The sequence below is a fragment of the Microbacterium enclense genome, from assembly GCA_038182865.1.
Taxonomy (GTDB): Bacteria; Actinomycetota; Actinomycetes; order Actinomycetales; family Microbacteriaceae; genus Microbacterium; species Microbacterium enclense_B.
Genome location: CP116226.1, coordinates 2369353 through 2390069 on the forward strand (window position 1 = coordinate 2369353; position 20717 = coordinate 2390069).

Here is a 20717-nt window from a genome sequence, read left to right on the forward strand (position 1 = left end):
GGCGTCGAACCATATACTCGGAAAGTCATTTCCCGCGCGCGTTCGGAGTCCTCATGTCGGTGCGTCAGAGCCTGCTCGCGATCCTCGATCACGGCGCCTGCTACGGCTCCCAGCTACGCGCGGAGTACATCCGCCGCACCGGGGCGTCGGTCAACGTCGGCCAGATCTACACGACGCTCGAACGCCTCGAGCGCGACGGCCTGGTGGACAACCGCGGTGTCGACGACGACGGGCGGGTGCTCTGGAGCGTCACGCCCGCGGGGCGCGCGGAGGGGCGCGCCTGGCTGACGGCGGCATCCGTGGCCGACGGGCGCGATGAGGTCGCCCTGCGCATCGCGCTGGCCGTCACCCTTCCGGGGGCCGACGTCGCCGGCATCCTGGCGGCGCAGCGTGCGGGTGTGCGCGCCGCGCTCGCCGAGGAGAACGCTCCGGGCGGCGGACAGGATGCCACCGGCGTCGCGGTCGTCACCGCGGCCCGCCGCGCACGGCTCGAGGCCGAGCTGCGCTGGCTCGACGAGGTGGAGCGGCTCGCGGACGGGACCCCGGGGGTCGCGATCTCCGACGAGCGTCCCCGTCGGGGCCGCCCGGCCCGCGCGACCCTGTGAGGGTAGTTAGCCGCGCGTACGGATTTCGTCAAGGGTGGCGCAGATCGGAGCTTCACGGCGCAGGGTGAGAGCACACTTGGACGACCCAAGGAGTCTCACATGGTCATGGAAGCACCGCTCAGCCGCCCGGGTATCGTCGCCGCCGCGAACACGGCGCCGCCCGCACCGATCGAGATCCCGTGGACCCGCATCGACATCGATCTCTACGAGGTCGCGCGCGACGGCTACATCGTCGGCTACGTCGAGGTCGTCGGTCCGGTGTTCGTCGCCCTGGGCGGAACGCGGTACGACCGCGCCGTCGAGGTGGGGCAGCTGCTGACGTTCCACTCCGCTGTCGACGCGGTGCTTCGTCGCGCCGCGACGATTCAGCGGGTCAGCGAGTAACCGGCCTCGTCGATCGCGGCGGCGATCTCGGCCTCGTCCACGGGGCGCGAGCTCCTGAAGTGCACGAGCGACGCAGCGCCGGCGTGCAGGTCGACGTTCACCACGGTGACGCCCTCGACCGCATTCAACTCGTCGGTCACCGCGCGGACGCAGTGCGCGCAGGTCATCCCGTCGACGCTCACCGTCGTGGTTGCCTCCGCCACGGATCCGGGAGTGGATGCCGCCGCCCCGCCGCCGCACCCGCACGAGCTGCTCCCGCAGCCGCCGCCCGCCACGGGCGACCGGCCGATCTCCACACGCTGTTGCGTCATCACAGGACTCCTTCGGGGTCAGGACCGCACGAGACGCGCGATGGCCTGGTTGGCTTCTTTGAGCTTCTGCTCGGCGACCGGCCCGCCCTGTGCGGCCGCCTCGGCCACGCAGTGCGACAGGTGGTCGTCGAGAAGAGAGAGGGCGACGTTCTCGAGCGCCTTGGTGACCGCAGACACCTGGGTGAGGATGTCGATGCAGTACTGGTCGTCGTCGACCATGCGCGCGATGCCGCGGACCTGGCCCTCGGCGCGACGAAGGCGCTTCAGGAGTTCGTCTTTGCGTTCCTCGTATCCGTGCACGTCACCATGATACCCCCTAGGGGTATGGGAGGGTCTTGTCGGCGCTCTGTCAACCCCCTCGGCGGATGGGGATCAGGGGCGCACGGTGGTGACATCAGGAGGTCGACATGTCTCACCGTCGTACCGGTGGTGGTCGGCGATGACCACCGAACCTTTCCCCACCGGCCCCCACCGTCCCGTGCGCATCGCGCATCTGCCGCCGCTGCGCTCCTCGCGTTCTCAGCGGCGAGAATCGAAGGATGACGCGAACACTGGCCGCCCTCCCGGGCGCAGCCCGCAGGCTCTGCCTGAGCAGGCGCCGGGGGGAGATCTGCACGCGTGAGACGGGCCACCGCGGTTTGCATCACCGCCGCGGTGGACACCTGCTCTGGTCCGACGCGCAGGCCGATCCGCCGGAGTGCGCCGGTGGCGGAAGCACGGCGAAGCCCGCGGCCGCTCTCCCCGACGGATTCCCCGGGGGCCGCGCTCTCTGCCCGGTGTGCTGGGCGTTTGTCGCGATCGAGGACGGTGTCCTCGTCGCGCACGATATGTGGCGCGGTGACGCGTCTCGGCGGGAGGCCGATCAGCGCCGAGAGTGGTTCAATGCCCACGGGTGGTGACCGCTACGGGCCCCGCAGTGCGTCCACGGGCTCGATCCGGGCTGCTCGACGGGCCGGGATGCCACCGGCCACCAGCCCCACGAGGGCACCCAGCAGTGCCCCGCCGGTGGCGACCAGGGGGTCGAGCACCGGCGTCCACTGCTGCGCCACCGACACGGCCACGACCGCCAAGACGCCGACGGATGATCCGATGAGGCCGCCGAGCGCGCCGATCACGACCGATTCGATGACGAACTGCCCGGCGATCTGACGTCGCGTCGCCCCGAGCGCCCGGCGGAGGCCGATCTCGCCGATCCGCTCCATCACCGAGAGCAGGGTGACGTTCGCGATCCCGAGCCCGCCGGCGATCAGCACGATGATGCCGAGGATGAGGAAGACGAATCCCACGTCGGACTGCACCCCCGTGCTCAAGTCTGACCGTCCCGGCGGGGCGCCGACAGCCACATCGTCGGGGGCGTCCGGTGACAGGGCGAGAGGGATCTGGTCGCGCAGCTGCGGGCCCGCGCCGACGGAGATCCGCACGCGGACGTCGGCGGGTGCTGTCAAGCCGAAGTCCCGCCGGGCGGCGCCGTCGGGGATGACGACCGCGTCGACGAGCTCACCCGCCCGGTCGACGCCGTCGAAGATGCCGATGACGGCGTAGGCCAGACCGTTCACGAAGATCGACGGCTGGGTGTCGACGCGGTCGATCCCGAGCTTCTCCGCGGCCCCCGCTCCGAGCAGCGCGACCCGGTCTCCGCGCCGATCGTGGCCGTCGTCGAAAGATCTCCCCGTGACGATCCTCCCGCCCACCGTGTCGAGCAGTCCCGCCGATGCCGCGGAGAGCGGGGGTGAGAGGACGGTGGGCGCGGACGGATCGTTCACGGACACCGCGCTGATGGTGCCCTTTCCGAGGTCGACCGTCGACAGGAGCGACGCCGCTTCCACACCGGCGAGACGCGCGATGCGGTCGACGGAATCCCACGGCAGTCGTGACGTGGCGACCGAGGTGCCGCCCTGCCCCTTCGTCGTGGCCGGACTCACGACGATCTGCGTCGCCGAGGCGGAGTCGAACTGACGAGAGATCTGATCGGATGCCGTCTGGGAGAAGCCGACCGTCGCCACCAGGGCCGCGATACCGAGCACCGTCCCCGCCATCGTCATCGACAGTCGCCCCGGTCGCGCGCCGATGTCGGTCGTCGCCTCGGTGAGCAGATCGGTGAACCCGAACCGATCGGCGCGGGCGATCGCCGCATCGAGAGAGGAACTCCGCCGCCGCCGGGGGAATCGGGGCCACCGGCGCGTCATCGCACCTCGCTCACGCGGCCGTCCGTGATGCGGACGGTGCGACTCGCGCGATCCGCGACGTGCGGGTCGTGGGTGATCAGGACGACAGTGAGACCGTCCGCGTGCAGCTCCTCGAAGAGCGCCATCGTCTCGTGCGTCGTGGCGCGGTCGAGGTTTCCTGTCGGCTCGTCGGCGAGCAGTACACGCGGGCGGGTCACGACGGCGCGGGCCACGGCCACGCGCTGACGTTCCCCGCCGGAGAGGACGCCCGGCCGGAAATGCAGCCGATGATCAAGCCCGACGCGGTGCAGAGCCTCTCGTGCCCGCGGCTCCCGCTCGTCACGTGGTGCACCGCTGTAGAGCATGGGCATCATCACGTTCTCGAGCACACTCCGGCGGGGCATGAGGTGGAACGCCTGGAAGACGAACCCCAGGTGACGCGCGCGCACGGCCGCACGGTCGTCGTCGTCCAGACTCGTCGTCGGGGTTCCGGCGAGGACGTACTCCCCGACCGTCGGACGGTCGAGCAGCCCCAGGATGTTCAGCATCGTGGACTTGCCCGATCCGCTGGGACCGACGATCGAGAGATAGTCGCCTTCGTCGACCCGCAGGCTGACCGAGCGGAGGGCCTGCACCTCGGGGGTGCCGGGGAAAGAGCGCGTCACCTCGCGCAGCTCGATGACCGGTGCGTGATCGTGCCCTGTCATCGCCCCACCACCACGAGGTCGCCCTCGTCCAGTTCGCCGTCCACCGGTATGACCTCGACGGCTCCTCGGGCGGCCAGTCCGGTCTCGACCCGGACGAGTCGCGTCACGGCCCTGTCGCCGTCGCGTGGGTCGCCGTCGACCACCTCGACGCGGTCTTCGCCGCCGGGACCCGCGGAGAGCGCGGCCAGGGGAACGTTCAGCACGTCGCCCTCGGTCGCTCCGACGGGGATGCCGACGCGCACGTTCTTGCCTTGCAGTTCGGTGACCTGCTCGGGGGTGAGCGGGTCGGGAGCCAGGGTGACGCTCCATCGATCGGATGCCTGCGTGCCCGGGGTGAGAGCGCTGATGGTCGCCCCGTGGGTGGAACCGTCGGGGAGGTCGACCTGCGCCTTGTCTCCGACCTTCAACAGGCGGGCGTCGACCTCGCTCGCCGATCCTGACAGAGCCACGGTGGCGCCCGACACGACCATCGCGGTGCCCTTGAGCTCCGACCCCCGTCGCGCGTCGACGGAATCGACGCGGCGGGGAAGCGCCGTGAGGAACAACACTTCGCCCGCGGGCAGTGCCGGCAGGGCGCGCTGCCGTGCGCTCGTCAGCTCGGCACGGGCCTCGTCGAGACGGGTGCGCGCAGCTTCGAGCTCGGCGCGTGCCCCACTCGCGTCGGGTGTCGAGTCCAGCTGCCGCCTCTTCAGCTGCGCGAGGTCCAGCGCGTCCTGCAGATCACCGACCTTCGCGCTGTCGATCGGGGTCTGCTGCCGTGCCTGGTCGAGCGCGCGTTGCGCGCTCGCCACCGCGTTGTCGGCCTCGCGCTTGTCGACGTCGCTCGCTCCTGCCCGCGCCGTGTCGTACGCCGCGCTCGCGGTGGCGACGCTCTGCTCGGCCGCGGCGACCGCTGCCTGCGCGCTGCGCAGCCCGGCGGCGGCCTCGTCGTCGACGGGCGGAGCGGGATATCCCACCCGCGCGTACAGCGCGGTGACGGCGTTCGCCGCCTGCTCGTCGAACACGTTGTTCCCCGGGTCGCCGGCATCCAGTCCCACGTTGCGCATGGCCCACTTGAACTGGACCACATCCGGTCCCGAGACCCCGTAGCGCAGGGTCCGGTACGACGGCAGTTCCCCGGGGAGGACGATGACCGGACGTCCGGCCACCTCGAGGGCGATCGAGAGGGCGTCGAGCTGAGCGCCGACGGCGGGAACCTGCCCCGTGACCACCGGTGGCCCGGGTAGGCCTGCGGTGTCGATCTGCACCTCGACGGGATCGGCGTAGCCCACCTCGGCGCGGATGGTGACGTCGTTGCTCAACGGCCCGAATGCGACGGGAACGGTGACGAGACCGGGCGCAGGCGCCGTCGTGTTCGCCGCAGCGTCGGCCGGGGAGACCACGAATCGCCCGACGAGCAGCCCCGCCACGAGGGCGGCGACGGCGATGATCGTCGTCACCCACAGTGGACGGTTACGGCGGAAAAGCGTGCCCCACGTGGCCATCCGCGCCCGGATGGCCGGACGGGTGTCCGGGCGCTCCGACGCCGGGACACCCACCACGTCGAACAGGTCGGTCGCCGCGTCATCGGGGGCCGATTCGGCTGCGTCGTCCTCGCGGCGCGTCACGGCTGGGCCTGCGCGGCGGCGGCCTTCAGCGCTTCGAGCTCGGCCTTGTGGTCGGCGACGAAGGCGGCCTCGGCATCCCACCGTGCCTTCTTCGCGCGCGCGGAGTAGTCGGTCTTCTCCCGGCAGTCCAGGTCGGCGAGGGCGAGAGTGATCTCCTTGTCCTTCACCTCCGCGAGCTTCGTCGCGTCGGGCTTCACCGGCTGGCCCGAGGAATCCTTCCCGCTCTGCGTCCACAGCTCGTTGACCACGGCGTGGATGCTCTGCGGCGCGTCGGACTGTGCGGTGAAGCCGGGGTACCCCGTCTCGTCCATGCACGTCGCCCAGTCGCGATCCGCCTCGGGCATGCCGGGCGCGGTGCTCGCCTGCTGCCACAGCTCGTTGATCGCGTCCATCAGCGGCGCGAACTCGTCGGTCTGCAGCGGATCCTGCCCGTTCACCTCGTGGTAGGCCGCGCCCTGGCATCCGGCGGTCGTCCAGTCCCACTCGGATGCCTCGCCGGAGGTGGCCTCCGTGGATGCGTCCGTGGCCCCTTTACCCCAGAGGGTCTCGGCGAAGGCCGTCCTCTCCGACTCGGTGAGCGTCTCCACATAATCGGCATTGGGGTCGACCCACGCGGTGGCGGGGGTGCCGGAGTCGTCGTTGCCGGGGAAGTCCGCAGCCCCGTAGCCCCACTGCGACACCCATTCACGGTCGTCGGGCTTCCATTCGTCGCCGCCCCCGGCGAGTGTCGACACCGCGCTCTGCAGATCAGGGGTGTACTCGAACCCCTTCTCTTTCATGCAGGTGGCGACGATCTCCTCGCGCTTCTTCTGCTGTGCGGCGAGGCGAGCCTGCTGGTCCTCGGGGCTGCCGCCACCGCCGTACATCGCGTCCATGTAGACGCTGAGCGGGGATTGCGGGGCGGCTCCGGAGGATTCGTCGGTCGGGGAGTCACCCGTCGCCGAGCTCGTGCATCCGGCGAACAACAGCACCGCGGCGACCGCGGCGGGGATGGCGAGAAGGGGGCGAGACAGCGACATGCATTCCTCCGAGGGGTAGGGAGAATCCACCGTCGCAAGCCCGCCCCGCCCGTCGCGTCCTCCTCAGGGTCCATTCGTGTCGGCCCCGGAGACCTCACCCGGGTCGACTCCGCAGCCGGGGAGGACGAGCTCGTCGCGGCAGACGAGCCCGTGCCCGCGACGGGGGTGTGGAGGCCCGAGAGCACCGACGTCATCCGCCACGGGCGCGCGCCGACGGTGTGTGCTCTCGTGCATTCCTCTCGACCTGGTCCGCGGCGGGCCGCGGGGTCGTTCGGCGCTCCTAGACTCGCGGAGGGGCCGCCCACGCGGCCGTCATCCACGACGAACGGGGAACCAATGCAACTCGCCATGGTCGGGCTCGGACGAATGGGCGCCAACATCGTCCGCAGGCTCATGAAGGACGGTCACGACTGCGTCGTCTTCGACGTGAATCAGGATGCCGTCGCCGCCCTCGTCGCGGAAGGGGCCACGGGTGCGACCAGCATCGCCGACCTCGCCTCGAAGCTCACCACGCCCCGCGCCGTGTGGCTCATGATCCCCGCCGGCCTCACCGGCAGCGTCGTCGACCAGGTCGCCGAGGTCTTCGAGCCCGGCGACATCATCATCGACGGCGGCAACTCGAACTACCGCGATGACGTGCGTCGTGCGGCGAAGCTCAACGACTCCGGCATCCACTACGTCGATGTGGGCACCAGCGGCGGCGTCTTCGGCCTCGAGCGCGGATACTGCCTCATGGTCGGCGGCCACGACGAAGCGGTCGCCCACCTCGAGCCGGTGCTGCGCACCATCGCACCGGGACCGGGCGACATCGAGCGCACGCCCGGTCGCACCGGCGACTACTCCACCGAGGAGCGCGGGTACCTGCACTGCGGCCCCTCCGGCGCCGGTCACTTCGTGAAGATGGTCCACAACGGCATCGAGTACGGCATCATGGCCGCGCTCGCCGAGGGGCTCAACGTGCTGAACAACGCCGATGCGGGGCTGCACCAGGGCGAGCACTCGGCCGAGGTCGCTCCCCTCGAGGAGCCGGAGTTCTACCAGTTCGACATCGACACGGCGCGTGTGACCGAGCTCTGGCGTCGCGGTTCGGTGATCTCGTCGTGGCTGCTCGATCTCACCGCTGCGGCTCTCGAGCAGAACCCGACGCTCGACGGTCTTGCGGGCCGCGTCTCGGACTCGGGTGAGGGGCGCTGGACGGTCAAGGCCGCCGTCGACACGGGCGTTCCCGTTCCCGTCCTCGCCGCCTCGCTGTTCGAGCGATTCGCCTCTCGCGGTGAGGACCACTTCGCCAACCAGGTTCTCTCGGCCATGCGCCTGCAGTTCGGCGGTCACCAGGAGCTGCCCGCGGGCGACGTGCTCGAGGCGGGCTCGAAGAAGGCCGACAGCGGTACGAACTGACCGCCGCGGGACTCGTCCGCGATCTCGGCCGACGGCGGGGGCGACGACCACCTCGAGTCTCTTCGCTGGTCACCGATCAGCGAGACTGGAGGGATGAGTACGTCTGCCCCCGCCGCCTCTGACCGCTACGTCGTCGCGACCGACGGTGCCTGCAAAGGCAATCCTGGTCCGGCCGGGTGGGCCTGGGTCGGGGAAGACGGCCATTGGGCGGCCGGGTCGATCCCCGAGGGGACCAACAACATCGGCGAACTGCTCGGTCTCCTGCACGCGATCACCGACCACGCCGACGTGCGCGACCTCGTCGTGCAGGCCGACTCGAAGTACGCGATCGACACGTACTCGTCGTGGATGGACGGACACCGCCGTCGCGGGTGGGTCACCAGCGCGAAGAAGCCCGTCGCCAACCGCGGCATCCTCGAATCTCTCATCGCCGCCCGAGATGCGCGCCGGGCAGCGGGTCTTCCCGACGTAGTGCTCGAGCACGTCCGCGGACACAGCGGCCACGTGCTGAACTCGTGGGCGGACGAGCGGGCCGTCCGTGCGTCGCAGCATGCCGCCAAGGGCGAACAGCTGACGTGGACGTCGCTGCGAGGGCTGGAGCGCCTCGATGTCGCGTCTCCACCGCCGCGTGCGGCCGGGGATCGAGCCGGCCGCTGAGCGAATGAGACGCCGCCCCGGGTGAGGTGCGGGTGCCGGCCTGACGAACGCTTGGAGCATGTATCTCGCCCCGAGTGCCGCATTCTGCATGCACCCCATTAGTTCATGAATGCGAGGGCATGGACCCGTCGCTACAGTGCTCATCCGCAGGTTTTGCGGGGAAGAGCAGCTCGACGGAGAGGGACCATGTCATGACCGATCAGCAGAAGCAGCAAGCTCTGGGCCGACCGACCGCCGCGTTCGTCGGCGCCTCGTGGGTGGCCCTGGGGCTCGGCGCCACGGTGTACTTCGTGGGGCTCTACAACGCCCACATGACACTAGCCGAGAAGGGGTTCTACCTCGCGGTGTTCCTCCTCGGACTTTTCGCGGCGATCTCCGTGCAGAAGGCGGTCCGCGATCGCGCCGAAGACGTGCCGGTGACCGGCGCCTACCTGGGCGTGGCGTGGGGCATGCTGCTGGGCGCTCTGACCCTCATGTCGATGGGACTCTGGAATGCCGAGCTCCTGCCATCCGAGAAGGGCTTCTACGGAATCGGGTTCGCGATGAGCCTGTTCGCCGTGGTCGCGGTGCAGAAGAACGTCCGCGACCTCGCGGCGTACCGCACGATTCAGCCCGACGCGGTGGTCTCGCCGGAGCGCTCGCCCTTCCTCCCGCCCCAGGCCTGAACCACCCGCCGGCCGGGGAAGGCGGATTCAGAAGGTCTTCGTCGCCAGAGCGGGAACGCGTGCGAGCGCGGTCTTCAGAACCGACTCACCGGGGTACAGGCGCGTGCCGTTCAGATTGCCGAGGTGGAACGGCGCCCGCATGTGCCAGACCGAGGCCCCCGTGCACCAGCGGGACTGCAAGGGACCCTCCAGGACGGAGCGGTACAGCAACGCCTGGACCTCGAAGTTCTCGGCACCCGTCGTCGGGGAGTTGTTGTCCTGCGTGGCCAGACCGTCCACGCAGGGGCGCACTCCGACCTCGGTGATGAGGAAGGGGATCCGCAGCCCATCGCACACGTCCTCGAGCTTGCCGAGATGGTCGTCGCCCCGGCCGCCGGATCCTCGCCACCCGGCGACCAACTCGTCGACTGTGATGTTCGGCTCGGCGGGCGAGTAGACCTTGTCGGTCAGACGCACCCACGAATTGATGCCGAAGACGTCGAGGAGCCGAGCCAGGTGCGGCGTCGCCTGCGGGATCCAGTAGGTGTAGAGCAGGAAGAGTTCGAGGGTCGTGAAGGCGGCCGTGAGCTTGAGGCCCGGCGTGGCGTCGCGCAGCTTCGCCACGAGCGCCACCCACCGGTCGTAGTGCACGGCGTCGGTCTGGGCCGGCTGCTCGCATGCGAGCGAGAGATACTCCACGTCGTTTCGCGCGCACAGTTTCGCGATGTGCAGCAGGTTGTCCTCCCAGCTCGCAAAGAACGCGTCGATCGAGGCCGGGGCGTAGCCGGCCCGGTAGAAGGCGTCGCCGTCGCTGTCGGTGACGATATGCGGTTTGACGAGGGTGATCCGCACGCCGCGTTCGTGCGCGAGGTCGAAAGCCTTCTGGATACGCGCATCGGAGACGCGGGTGAACGTGGTGGAGGTCGGGTCGGGGATGAAGCAGAAGACCACGAGCGTCACGTTCGCCCCGAGACGGGCGATCCGATCGAGCTCCTTCGCGGTCACCGTCATCGGGGTCTGCGCATCCAGACTCAGCGAGATGCTGAGGTCGCGCTTGATCTGGCCGACCTCGCCGGCGAATGTGCGCGTGCGGCGGGCCGCTCCGTGGCGCACCTCCAGCTCGAAGCGATACTTCTCGATGGTCGTGGGCCGTCCCACCACGGTGTTCGCCGCGATGCGGAGACCGGTGGGGAGGGCGCCGGAGACGAGGGTCAGCGTCGCGTCTTCGGCATCCGATATCCGTCGGACCACCGTGTCCCAGGCATGAAGGTGCAGGTCGTCGGCGGAGGCGGTCGCGCGGGGAGTGGGGGTCGCCCCCGACGTGGGCGCCGCGGAGGCAGAACTCGAGTGATCAGCGCGCGCGGTCAGGGGCTTGTCGGGAGCGCCGCGCGTGAGGAAGGTCGCAGCGGCCACACTCCCGGCGCCGAGTCCGAGCGCGCCGAGGGTTCCGGCGATCATGCCGCGTCGTGACAGCTCCATCAGACCCCCTCTCGATGCGATGGCTTCGTCGACCGATGAAGGGCTCCCGCCCGTTCCGCTGATTCAGCGTAGGGCCGCGGTGCGGGAACTCGGGCGTTTCAGGGGGTTCTCTCGGGGGCCGTCGACCCGTCACCGGAGGGCGAGGGGACCCCGGACGAGATCGGTGATCCGCCGCGGCGTCGGCGGCACGCGCAGGTGGTCGACGAGGGGCATGTGCGTGGCGGGCACGCGCAGGATCCCGCGCAGCCAGACGAACACGATCAGGGCGACGAACCCGGTGAGGAGCTTGTCGATCACCGAGGTGAGGATGTTCGTCGAGAAGGCCGCGGCGACCAGCGGAAGCCCGAGGACCTCCAGCGACGACGTGACCGTGTCGGATCCGTGTCCCGAGAAGCCGCCGTACAACAGCACGCCGAGAGGTGCCCCCACCAGCGAACAGGCGATCGCCACCAGGAGGTTGAGCTGGAAGTACCGCACGATGTCTGTACCCATGCCGAACCGACGGACGCCGTATCCCCAGACGAGGGCTCCCACCGCGTTCACGAGAGCGAACGGGGCGGCGCCCGGTGCCCCGACCGCGAAGCCGAGCAGGTTCGTTGCGAGCCCCACGGCGACGCCGTACCAGGGGCCGAAGACGATCGCCGCGACGGCGGTCCCGGCCATGTCGAGGTAGAGGGGGAGGTGGAGGTGCTGGACCAGGACGAGGCCGGCGAAGTTGAGCAGCAGACATCCGAGGATCGTCACGGGGATGAAGCGGAGCGGGGCGCGCGGCGATGCCCGAGGACGCGGGGGAGCGGGCAGCGCGGGAGCAGCGACCGCGGTGTCGGCACGCTGACGGGCGGCGGGCTCCGCGGGCCGACGGATTCGGTGGTACCGCTCGACCCAGCGATCGGCCTCCGCGGCATCGGCCTCGAGCGCCAAGACGATGTCGCGCACCAGCGTCGGGTCCATCCGTGTGCGTCCCGGGCGGAAGACGTCGTACACCGTGGTCCGCGCGGGATACGCGGCGGAGGCGGGGACGCCGCGCGCGATACGCAACTCTCCGACGCGCCGCGCCAGCTCACCGTACGAGACGGGGCCGCGAGAGTCTTTGAACGCCAGGAGATCGCGGGCGATCCGATCCAGGGAGTCCGGCTGTTCCTGCGGCGAGGCGGAGAGGATCACGGCAGCCCCTTCTGTCAGTCATGGCGGTGCGCTGATCACCTTATCCGCGCCGGTGGACCGCCCTCGGCGCGTCGGGGAGGAGGACGGCGTCGATACCCTGGGTGTCACGGTCTGTCGCCGATCCCCCTGTCGCGCCCGAGAAGGAGCCCTCCCATTTCCGCACAGCAGCCCTCCACCCCTCCGACCACGGTTCGCGTCCTGCGCACCGCGTCGCTCGCCGTCGCGGGTCTGGGTGCCGCGATCACGATGAGCACGCTCGGGTCATGGTGGACGCCCGTCATCCTGCTCGTCGCGACGGCAGGCGCGCTGCTCGTCGTCTGGCGGACGCCGGGTGGGGCCGTTCCGTCGAAGGCGCTCATCCCCGTGCTCGCGGTCGTCGCCGCCCTCACCGCGCTGGGCGTGCTCGCGGTGAGCGGAGTGCTCCCGCAGGACGTCATCTGGGCGGCTCTCGGAGCCTACGTCGTGGCGTGGGGCGAGTACCTCGTGTCGCAGACCATCGCGCGTTCGCGAGGCGTCCTCCCGCGCTGAGGAGCTATCGGATCGTCGTGCCCTGGTGGAAGATGCACCGGGGGCCGGGGGAGAACCTCCAGAGGGCGCAGCGGCGACTGACGCGGCCGTCGAAACGGAGCACATACTCCACCAGCACGGTGTCGGAGGAGATGATCCGGCTCGAGCGTTCCGTCACTGTTCCCGGTGTGTCGCCGGGATCGCGGCTGAGCGCCTCGATGACGGCGTCCTTCGTCCATCGGCGCCCGGATGGCCCGATCTCCACGAACCCGTCGTCGAGAAGCCGCCCGACCTCGACGGGGATCCGGCGGACGGCCGGATCGAGAAGGCGCTCCTCGGCCGCCCACGCCGCAGCGACGAGCGCATCGGCCGTGACCGCCGCCCCGGGGCCCGGCGGCACGGGTGTCGTTCGCCCGCTGGCGTGATCACGGCGGAGCACGCTGTAGGCGATGGATGCCACGGGCTCCGCGCCGTCGACCGGCCACCCGTCGCGGTAGTACGCCTCGCGCACCCATCCCGCGCGCTCGAACACGCGCAGCATCGCGTGATTGTCCTCGCGTGTCTGGCCTTCGAGCCGGATGACGTTCGGACGGGTCGAGAACACGTGGGCGCTGGCGAGAGCGAGAGCGGGTGCGCCGAGACCGCGTCCGCGCCAGGCCTCGGCGAGGCGGAGGTCGACCATGGCCGTGCCGTCCGCGAGGTCGTCCAGGCGCACGAGCTGGACCCTCCCGTGTTCGTCGTCGTCCAGCCAGAACGACTCCGTCTCGTCGTTGCCCCACAAGCCGTCGTCGAGAGCTCGCTCCGCCTCCGCCGCCGTGGGTCGCGCACGCACGTGGAAGGGGAACGCGTTCGCGGTGAGGAACGCGGTGAGGTCCGCGCGGTCGTGCCCGGACGCGTCGATCGGGGTGAGTGACAGTGCCACTCGTTTACCGTACGCCCCAGAAATCCGAGCGAATCAGGCGGGCGCGGAGCCTGGCCTCGATCGTGGGGCCGTCGAGAACAGTTCGGCGAGCGTGATGCTGCCGTGGTCGCTGGTGAGCGCTTCGGCCCGGGCGAGGGTGTGCGCCATCGCCGTTGCGGCTGCCTGTCGTGCTGCTCTCATCGCGCCGCGCTTGGACGCCTGAGATGCGCTCCGGGCGGCCGCTTCAGCTTCTCGTCGTTGCCGCGCGTGCTCCTGCTGGCGCTGCAGGTCTTCGACATGGTCGTTCCACGCGTCTCGAGCTGCTTGTTCCCGCTCGCTCCCCGCCCGAGGGTCGTGATCCGATCGCCCTCGGGGCGGCGGTTCCGAAGCATCTGGCCGCCGCTCGAGGGGAGCGATGTCCCAGAGGAAGCCGGGGTCATCTCGTTCCGGCGCGTCGGCATCGCTCGGAGCGTCCCAGAGTCGATCCTCGCGGGGAGCGTTTCGCAGGATGGTCTCTAAGCTGGCTTCGGGATCACTATCGCTCTCATGCGGTGGGCGATCCCTCTCCTCCTCGAAACGTCGGCGGTCCGCACGCCGACTTTGCGCGAACTCATCGTCCACGCGCCGCGCCTTTTTCAGCAGATGGGTCTGATGAGCCTCTTCCGCTTGTACGGCGTTTCGCTCCCGCTCTTGTTCTGCCCACCTTTCGTGGGCCTGCGCGAGCATGGCTTCGCTGTTCCTCTGCTGTCGACGGGTGTACCGCAAGACGGGGTCTCCTTCATGACGTGGCCGCCACCGATGAGGACGATCTCGGTGACTTTGGTTGACGCGGCGAACTCTCGCCTCGTTACGGCCACTGGAAGATGTACGCGACCTGAACGAACAGGCTCAGGCCCCCGTTCAGGAAGGCGAAGAACAGAGATATGCCGTAGGCCCGATAGCGGCACGAGGAGCGTGCTGCGGCCACGAGCCAGAACGGTACGAGAACCGGGAAACCCACGACGTTAGCCCAGCCCACGACGGGAGCGAAGGAGAGTGCGAAGAGGAGGGCGGTGACGATGTACGGCCAGCGTGCTTCCGGCTTGCGTCTCTCCGATTCTCGGCGTCTCTCACGAACCGATCGATCGACACGCGCGAGGTGTTCCCGCTGAAAGCGGTGATCTTCCTTCAGGCTCTGACGTTGTTCGCGGCGGGAATATCTGTCTGTCAAGGTGTGGGGCCGATCGCTCAGGAGCAGACTGTGGGCTGCCTCCCTCAATCTGGCATTGACGATGACCCTCTCCCGCCGGAACGGCGACCCGAATGGGGATTCCGAACAACTCCGAACGTGCGAACCAGACCCGTGCGACAACGTCGCACGCCCCGCGCCGGCCGGGTCCGACGAATTCTGCATCGTCGGTGGCCCGGACCGCCGCAGGATTTCTCAGACCGTGGCGGTCGCGGTGGTCGGCTGCCAGCCGAGCGCGGGAGCGACGTGGCGGGCGAAGTTCTCGACCAGGCGCAGGTTGAACTCCACGCCCATCTGCGACGGGATCGTCAGCATGAGGGTGTCGGCGCTCATGACCGCGGCGTCGTTCTGCAGCTGCTCGACGAGGACGTCGGGCGTGGCCGCGTACGTCTTGCCGAAGGTCGAACGCATGCCGTCGATCACGCCGATCTGATCGCTGCCGGCGGAGCCGCCGAAGTACATCTCATCTTCGGCCGTGACGATCGGGAAGATGCTGCGGCTGACCGAGGTGCGCGGCTCGCCGGCGTGACCGGCCTCGCGCCATGCGGCGCGGAATGCGTCGAGCTGCTGCGCCTGCAGGATGTCGAACGGTGTGCCGTCGGCCTCGGTGAGCAGGGTCGACGACATGAGGTTCACGCCGATGCGGCCCGCCCACTCGGCGGTCGCCGTCGTGCCGGCGCCCCACCAGATGCGCTTCTTGAGACCGGGCGAGTGCGGCTCGATGCGCTGCAGACCGGTGCCGCCGCCGAAGGGGCTCATCGGGTCGCGTTCGGCGAGGCCTTCGCCGTCGATCGCGCGCAGGAACAGGTCGAAGTGCTCACGCGCGATGTCGCCGCCGCGGGGGTCCTGCGAACCCGTGTAGCCGAACGCCTCGTACCCGCGGACGACCGTCTCGGGTGACCCACGGCTCACGCCGAGGGCGAGGCGATTGCCGCTGATGAGGTCGACGGAGGCCGCCTCCTCGGCGAGCATGAGCGGGTTCTCGTAACGCATGTCGATGACGCCGGTGCCGACCTCGATGCGCGAGGTGCGCGCCGCGATCGCGGCGAGCAGCGGCATCGGAGCCGCCTGCTGTCGAGCGAAGTGGTGCACGCGGAACGAGACGCCGTTGACCCCGAGGTCGTCCATGCCCTGGGCGAGATCGATCGCCTGGAGCATCGAGTCGCCGGCGGTCAGTTGACGACCGCCGCCGAGGGGGCCGTAATGGCCGAAGGAGAGGGTGCCGAAGGAACGCATAGTACGTGCAACGCGGCATCCGTGGATCTATTCCCACGCATATACCGGGCGTGGCACGATGCAGAGGATGGACGCGGACCGACGAAGCGAGCTCGAGCGCCTGCGCGCACGAGCGTACGGCCCGGATGCCGACATCGCAGCCGACCCGGAAGCTGTCCAGCGTCTGCGCGAGTTGGAAGATCTCGAGCGTTCGCACGTCCCTCAGCCGATGGTCGTCCGAAGCCCCCTCGACGGGCAGGCGGCGGGGGAGAGCGTCGCCGACGAGTCGCCCGGGGACGACGAAGAGGACGCGGAGACCCTCGAAGCTCCCGCGGGGGAGCGGCCACCTCTTCTCCGCTCGCGGCGGCGGGTCTGGATCGCGGCCGTCGGGCTCGCGGCGGCGCTGGCGCTGACGAGTGCGGCGACCGCTGCCGGCGTGAGCGTCACCGCTGTCGATCGCACCGCCGGGATCGCGCAGACGGACGCTCTCACGGCCGATCCCGATGCCGAGCTCGGTACCGCCGGGTATCTCGGCTTCGATCCGTCTCAGACCCGCGGGTACGCCGACTACTACGGGTTGACCGTCTTCCAGGGGAGGACGCAGATCGACTCCGAGGGCAACAACGCCGATTGCCTCCTCGTCATCGACACCGACGAGCTCCGCGACGGGGATACGGGTCGTGTGAGCGGCGGGGTGCGGACGGGGTCGTGCGGGGCTGGACCGTTCCCGGCGTCCGTGGAGTTCATCGTGACCCCGTCGTTCCCCGAGACCTTCCGCACCCGTTACCCGGTGGGGACCGCCGTGCAGTTCGTCCTCGATGGGGACAATGTCGGAGTTTTCACGGCAGCGCGGTGAGGGGCTCTGTTCGTCCGACGGAGCCGAGCCCGTCGAGCCGAGCCTGTCGAAAGGCGCGTCCCGCCCACCGGATGAGAGGGTGGAGCAATGCCCTCTCTCCTCGAGCACGTGCCCGCAGGCAGCGATCCGGATGCCGCGTACCTGGGCTTCGTGGAGTGGGCCTCCGAACGCGGACTGACGCTGTATCCCGCTCAGGACGAGGCTGTCATCGAGATCGTCTCGGGCGCGAACGTTATCCTGTCGACCCCGACCGGCACGGGCAAGTCGCTCGTCGCGGTCGCCGCGCACGCGGCATCCCTCTCCCGGGGCGGCCGCACGTACTACACGGCGCCGATCAAGGCGCTCGTGAGCGAGAAGTTCTTCGCGTTGGTCGACATCTTCGGTGCCGAGAACGTCGGGATGGTCACGGGCGACTCCTCGGTCAACGCCGACGCCCCGATCATCTGCTGCACGGCCGAGATCCTCGCGAACCTGGCCCTCCGCCAGGGCGCCGACGCCGATGTCGATCAGGTCGTCATGGACGAGTTCCACTACTACGGCGAAGCCGACCGCGGCTGGGCGTGGCAGGTGCCGCTGCTGCTGCTGAACCGCGCGCAGTTCATCCTCATGTCGGCGACCCTCGGTGACGTCGAGGACATCGCCGACGATCTCTCGCGTCGCACCGGTCGGCCCACGGCGCGGGTGACCGGCGTCGAGCGCCCCGTGCCGCTGCACTTCGAGTACGCCCGCACGCCGGTGCACGAGACAGTGCAGGAGCTGCTCGACACCAAGCAGGCGCCGATCTACGTGGTGCACTTCTCGCAGGCCGCGGCCATGGAGCGCGCTCAGGCGCTGTCGTCTATCCGGATCGTCGGCCGCGAGCAGCGCGACGAGATCGCCGAGGCGATCGGCGGGTTCCGCTTCACGACCGGCTTCGGCAAAACGCTGTCGCGCTACGTGCGCGCGGGCATCGGCGTACACCACGCGGGCATGCTGCCGCGGTACCGCCGCTTGGTCGAGACCCTCGCGCAGCGGGGGCTCCTCCGCGTCATCTGCGGAACCGACACTCTCGGCGTCGGCATCAACGTGCCGATCCGCACCGTGCTCATGACCGCGCTGACCAAGTACGACGGCACGCGCATGCGCCAGCTCTCGGCGCGCGAGTTCCACCAGATCGCGGGTCGCGCGGGTCGTGCCGGGTACGACACCGCCGGGACCGTCGTCGTCATGGCGCCCGACCACGAGATCGAGAACGCCGCGCAGATCCTGAAGGCCGGCGACGACCTCAAGAAGCAGAAGAAGATCGTGCGCAAGAAGGCGCCGCAGGGCTTCGTCAACTGGACCGAGCAGAGCTACGACCGCCTCGTCGCGGCCGAGCCCGAGCCCCTCCAACCGCAGATGAAGCTGAGTGCCGCCATGCTCATCAACGTCATCGCGCGCGGCGGGGACGTCTTCGGCAATGTCCGTTCGCTCGTGTTCGACAACCACGAGCCCCGCGCTCGCCAGTACGAGCTGGCCCGCCGGGCGATCGCGATCTTCCGCACCCTCGTGCAGGCAGGAGTCGTCGAGGCGGGGGCCGATGGCATCCGCCTCACCGTCGACCTCCAGCCGAACTTCGCCCTCAACCAGCCGCTGTCGCCGTTCGCGCTCGCCGCGATCGAGATGCTCGATCCGGAGGTCGAGCTGGGCCGGGGACCGGATGCCACGCCCCCGGCGTCGTCGGTCGGCACGGGCCACTATGCCCTCGACGTTGTCAGCGTCATCGAGGCGACGCTCGACGACCCGCGGCCGATCCTGTCGCAGCAGCAGTTCCGCGCACGTGGCGAGGCGGTCGCGGCGATGAAGCGCGAGGGCATCGAGTACGACGAGCGCATGGAACTGCTCGAGGAGATCACGTGGCCGAAGCCGCTCGACGAGCTGCTCGCGCAGGCGTACGAGGTCTTCGCGTCGAGTCAGCCCTGGATCCGCGACTTCGAGCTGTCGCCCAAGTCGGTCGTGCGCGACATGTTCGAGCGGGCGTGCTCGTTCGGCGAGTACGTCTCGCTGTACCAGCTCGCGCGCAGCGAGGGCCTGGTGCTGCGCTACCTCAGCGACGCGTACCGCGCCATCCGTCAGACCGTCCCGGCCGACGCGCAGACACCCGACCTGCTCGACCTCATCGCGTGGCTCGGCGAACTCGTGCGGCAGGTCGACTCGAGCCTGGTCGACGAGTGGGAACAGCTCATCAACCCCGCCGACGATCCCGACGCCCCGGTGGTGCCGCCCGCGCCGCCCTCGATCCTCACGAACCGACGCGCGTTCGTCGTGCTCGTGCGCAACGAGATGTTCCGGCGGGTTCAGCTGGCTGCGCTGCAGCGCGACGACGAACTCGTCGAGCTCGACCCCGAGGTGGACTGGCCCGGCGTGCTCGACAGCTACTTCGACGAGCACGACACGATCGGCACCGGGGGAGCTTCCCGCTCCTCCGCGCTGGTGGAGATCGACGAATCGTCGGCGTCGGACGGCGTCTGGCGCGTCGAGCAGGTCATCGACGACCCCGCAGCCGACCACGACTGGCGCATTCGTGCCGAGGTCGACCTCGCCGCCTCCGAGGAGGAGGGCACGGCGATCGTGCGGGTCACCGAGGTGCTGCGGCTCAGACGGGGGCGACGGGAGAGCCGGTGCGCTGTCCGGGCCGGCGACCGCGTCAGCGGGCCGTGGCGCGCGCTCGTCGGCTCGTCCCGAGCACGCGGCGGACGATCAGACCGACCACGGCGACCACCACCGTGGCCACCAGTGGCGGCACGATGATCTCCGGCATCGTGGATGCCGAGACGAAGACCCGCGCACCGTATTCGGCCATGCCGGGCAGGTCGCGAGCGAGCACGCGGGTGCCCGCGGCGGAGGAGATGGCCGTCGTGAGCGCCGGAACCAGCCACACCAGCACGAGTCCCACGAGGCCCGTCAACACCCGCCCGAACGTCGAGACGCCCGTCCACACGATCGCGAGTCCAATGAGCACCGGCGCGAGGTACGGAAGCACCGGCAGCAGGCCCTCGAGCGGAGAGGTGTACGAGAACAGCGGGAAGAGGAAAGCTGCGATCCACGGCCCTCCCGCCGCGGCCCCCACGACGAGGCCCAGACCCGCGCCGGCGCGCGGCGCGGCGGCGATGAGGACGCACGCGACCCATGCCGTCAGCGCGGCCAGCACGGCCACCATCGTCAGCAGCACCAGATAGAGCACCGACTCGTCGCGCTCCTGTAGGACCGAACGGGTGGTTGCCAGGGTCTGCACGACCGCGACGACCTGCACGATCGCGAGCCCGCCGAGCGCGGCGAACGAGCGCATCAGACCCGGACGCGACCCGCGCGCACGGGCGATGATCCCGGCGAAGACACCCCCGACGACGAGCAGCACGATGATCGTCGTGATCGCGTACTGGCTGTACGGCAGCAACACGAAGGGCCCGTTCTTCGCGGCATCCTGCCCCTCGCCGAGGTTCTGCAGCGGAAGGAATGGCCCGGTCAGAAGCCAGGGCAAAAGGCCCGCCACCCCTCCCGCCGCCCCCAGCAGCACGAACCACGGAGTACGCGTTCGGCGGCGCGTGTCGGTGTCATCGTCCATGAGTCCCCCGTCTCGGTCGATGCTCCGACGCTATCGGAGGGTCGCGGCGAATCCGTCGCACCGAGCCATCGCCGCGATCTGGGGCGCGTGGCGGCTGCCTTCTACACGAAGAGCAATCGGGTGAATTCCTGCACCGTCTCGCGGCAGCTTCCCGCCGGCAGTCCGCGCCGTGATCTACAGTCGGGGCGCGTCGAAGCGCGCACGGACGAGCGCTGCACCGCCGTGGGTGCAACCCTCGCCGACATACGAACGACGGTGACCCGCCTCGACGGCCCCCACCCGCTGTT

The 20717-nt window shown here is 69.9% G+C and carries 21 protein-coding genes and 1 pseudogene; 8 read left to right on the forward strand and 14 right to left on the reverse strand.

What is annotated here, in order from left to right; genetic code table 11:
- Positions 1–53 precede the first annotated feature (53 nt).
- On the forward strand, positions 54–605 hold the full coding sequence (locus PIR02_11060) for a helix-turn-helix transcriptional regulator (GenBank protein ID WZH35317.1): 552 nt from the start codon (positions 54–56) through the stop codon (positions 603–605).
- 99 nt (positions 606–704) lie between these two features.
- Positions 705–989: a hypothetical protein gene (locus PIR02_11065; protein ID WZH35318.1), complete on the forward strand. Its 285-nt coding sequence runs from the start codon at positions 705–707 to the stop codon at positions 987–989.
- Here the strand turns inward: PIR02_11065 and PIR02_11070 are convergent.
- From PIR02_11070 to PIR02_11095, 6 genes are all read right to left on the reverse strand, one after another.
- A complete protein-coding gene (locus PIR02_11070) occupies positions 971–1300 on the reverse strand; it encodes a cation transporter (GenBank protein WZH35319.1) in 330 nt (109 codons plus the stop codon). The two genes, PIR02_11065 and PIR02_11070, sit on opposite strands and share 19 nt — an antisense overlap.
- An 18-nt stretch (positions 1301–1318) precedes the next feature.
- Positions 1319–1600: a metal-sensitive transcriptional regulator gene (locus PIR02_11075; GenBank protein ID WZH35320.1), complete on the reverse strand. Its 282-nt coding sequence runs from the start codon at positions 1598–1600 to the stop codon at positions 1319–1321.
- 602 nt (positions 1601–2202) lie between these two features.
- Complete coding sequence (locus tag PIR02_11080) at positions 2203–3486, reverse strand: ABC transporter permease (GenBank protein WZH35321.1); 1284 nt, start codon at positions 3484–3486, stop codon at positions 2203–2205.
- Positions 3483–4172 (reverse strand): ABC transporter ATP-binding protein, encoded by a 690-nt coding sequence (locus tag PIR02_11085; protein ID WZH35322.1) that lies wholly within the window; start codon positions 4170–4172, stop codon positions 3483–3485. Before PIR02_11085 ends, PIR02_11080 begins: the two co-directional genes overlap by 4 nt.
- Positions 4169–5779, reverse strand: coding sequence for a hypothetical protein (locus PIR02_11090; protein ID WZH35323.1), 1611 nt, complete (start codon positions 5777–5779; stop codon positions 4169–4171). Before PIR02_11090 ends, PIR02_11085 begins: the two co-directional genes overlap by 4 nt.
- Positions 5776–6798: a hypothetical protein gene (locus PIR02_11095; GenBank protein WZH35324.1), complete on the reverse strand. Its 1023-nt coding sequence runs from the start codon at positions 6796–6798 to the stop codon at positions 5776–5778. The genes PIR02_11090 and PIR02_11095 overlap by 4 nt, the downstream gene beginning before the upstream one ends.
- A 336-nt stretch (positions 6799–7134) precedes the next feature.
- Between PIR02_11095 and gnd the strand changes: the two genes are divergently transcribed.
- From gnd to yiaA, 3 genes are all read left to right on the forward strand, one after another.
- Positions 7135–8196, forward strand: coding sequence for a decarboxylating 6-phosphogluconate dehydrogenase (gene gnd / locus PIR02_11100; GenBank protein WZH35325.1), 1062 nt, complete (start codon positions 7135–7137; stop codon positions 8194–8196).
- A 93-nt stretch (positions 8197–8289) separates the two neighbouring features.
- Positions 8290–8853, forward strand: coding sequence for a ribonuclease HI (locus PIR02_11105; GenBank protein ID WZH35326.1), 564 nt, complete (start codon positions 8290–8292; stop codon positions 8851–8853).
- A gap of 191 nt (positions 8854–9044) precedes the next feature.
- Complete coding sequence (yiaA, locus tag PIR02_11110) at positions 9045–9518, forward strand: inner membrane protein YiaA (protein WZH35327.1); 474 nt, start codon at positions 9045–9047, stop codon at positions 9516–9518.
- Between the two features lie 27 nt (positions 9519–9545).
- Here the strand turns inward: yiaA and PIR02_11115 are convergent, their stop codons facing one another.
- A complete protein-coding gene (locus tag PIR02_11115; protein ID WZH35328.1) occupies positions 9546–10976 on the reverse strand; it encodes a hypothetical protein in 1431 nt (476 codons plus the stop codon).
- Between the two features lie 129 nt (positions 10977–11105).
- Positions 11106–12140 (reverse strand): hypothetical protein, encoded by a 1035-nt coding sequence (locus PIR02_11120; protein ID WZH35329.1) that lies wholly within the window; start codon positions 12138–12140, stop codon positions 11106–11108.
- 246 nt (positions 12141–12386) lie between these two features.
- Between PIR02_11120 and PIR02_11125 the strand changes: the two genes are divergently transcribed.
- On the forward strand, positions 12387–12668 hold the full coding sequence (locus PIR02_11125) for a hypothetical protein (GenBank protein WZH35330.1): 282 nt from the start codon (positions 12387–12389) through the stop codon (positions 12666–12668).
- Positions 12669–12672: 4 nt separating this feature from the next.
- Here PIR02_11125 and PIR02_11130 read toward each other — a convergent pair whose 3' ends face one another.
- From PIR02_11130 to PIR02_11150, 5 genes and pseudogenes are all read right to left on the reverse strand, one after another.
- Positions 12673–13047: a nuclear transport factor 2 family protein gene (locus PIR02_11130; protein WZH38993.1), complete on the reverse strand. Its 375-nt coding sequence runs from the start codon at positions 13045–13047 to the stop codon at positions 12673–12675.
- Positions 13042–13569, reverse strand: a pseudogene (locus PIR02_11135) (GNAT family protein). The gene PIR02_11130 and the pseudogene PIR02_11135 overlap by 6 nt, the downstream one beginning before the upstream one ends.
- 33 nt (positions 13570–13602) lie before the next feature.
- A complete protein-coding gene (locus PIR02_11140; protein WZH35331.1) occupies positions 13603–14274 on the reverse strand; it encodes a hypothetical protein in 672 nt (223 codons plus the stop codon).
- Between the two features lie 121 nt (positions 14275–14395).
- On the reverse strand, positions 14396–14566 hold the full coding sequence (locus tag PIR02_11145) for a hypothetical protein (protein WZH35332.1): 171 nt from the start codon (positions 14564–14566) through the stop codon (positions 14396–14398).
- Positions 14567–14971: 405 nt separating this feature from the next.
- Positions 14972–16012, reverse strand: a complete 1041-nt coding sequence (locus PIR02_11150) for an LLM class flavin-dependent oxidoreductase (GenBank protein ID WZH35333.1) — start codon at positions 16010–16012, stop codon at positions 14972–14974.
- A gap of 67 nt (positions 16013–16079) precedes the next feature.
- On the opposite strand from PIR02_11150, the gene PIR02_11155 reads away from it, so the two are divergent.
- Positions 16080–16847 (forward strand): hypothetical protein, encoded by a 768-nt coding sequence (locus PIR02_11155; GenBank protein ID WZH35334.1) that lies wholly within the window; start codon positions 16080–16082, stop codon positions 16845–16847.
- An 87-nt stretch (positions 16848–16934) separates the two neighbouring features.
- Positions 16935–19616, forward strand: a complete 2682-nt coding sequence (locus tag PIR02_11160; GenBank protein WZH35335.1) for a DUF3516 domain-containing protein — start codon at positions 16935–16937, stop codon at positions 19614–19616.
- Here PIR02_11160 and PIR02_11165 read toward each other — a convergent pair.
- Positions 19513–20430 carry a hypothetical protein gene (locus PIR02_11165; protein ID WZH35336.1) on the reverse strand — a complete coding sequence of 306 codons (918 nt, stop codon included), beginning with the start codon at positions 20428–20430 and terminating at the stop codon, positions 19513–19515. The genes PIR02_11160 and PIR02_11165 overlap by 104 nt on opposite strands.
- Positions 20431–20717: the final 287 nt, after the last annotated feature.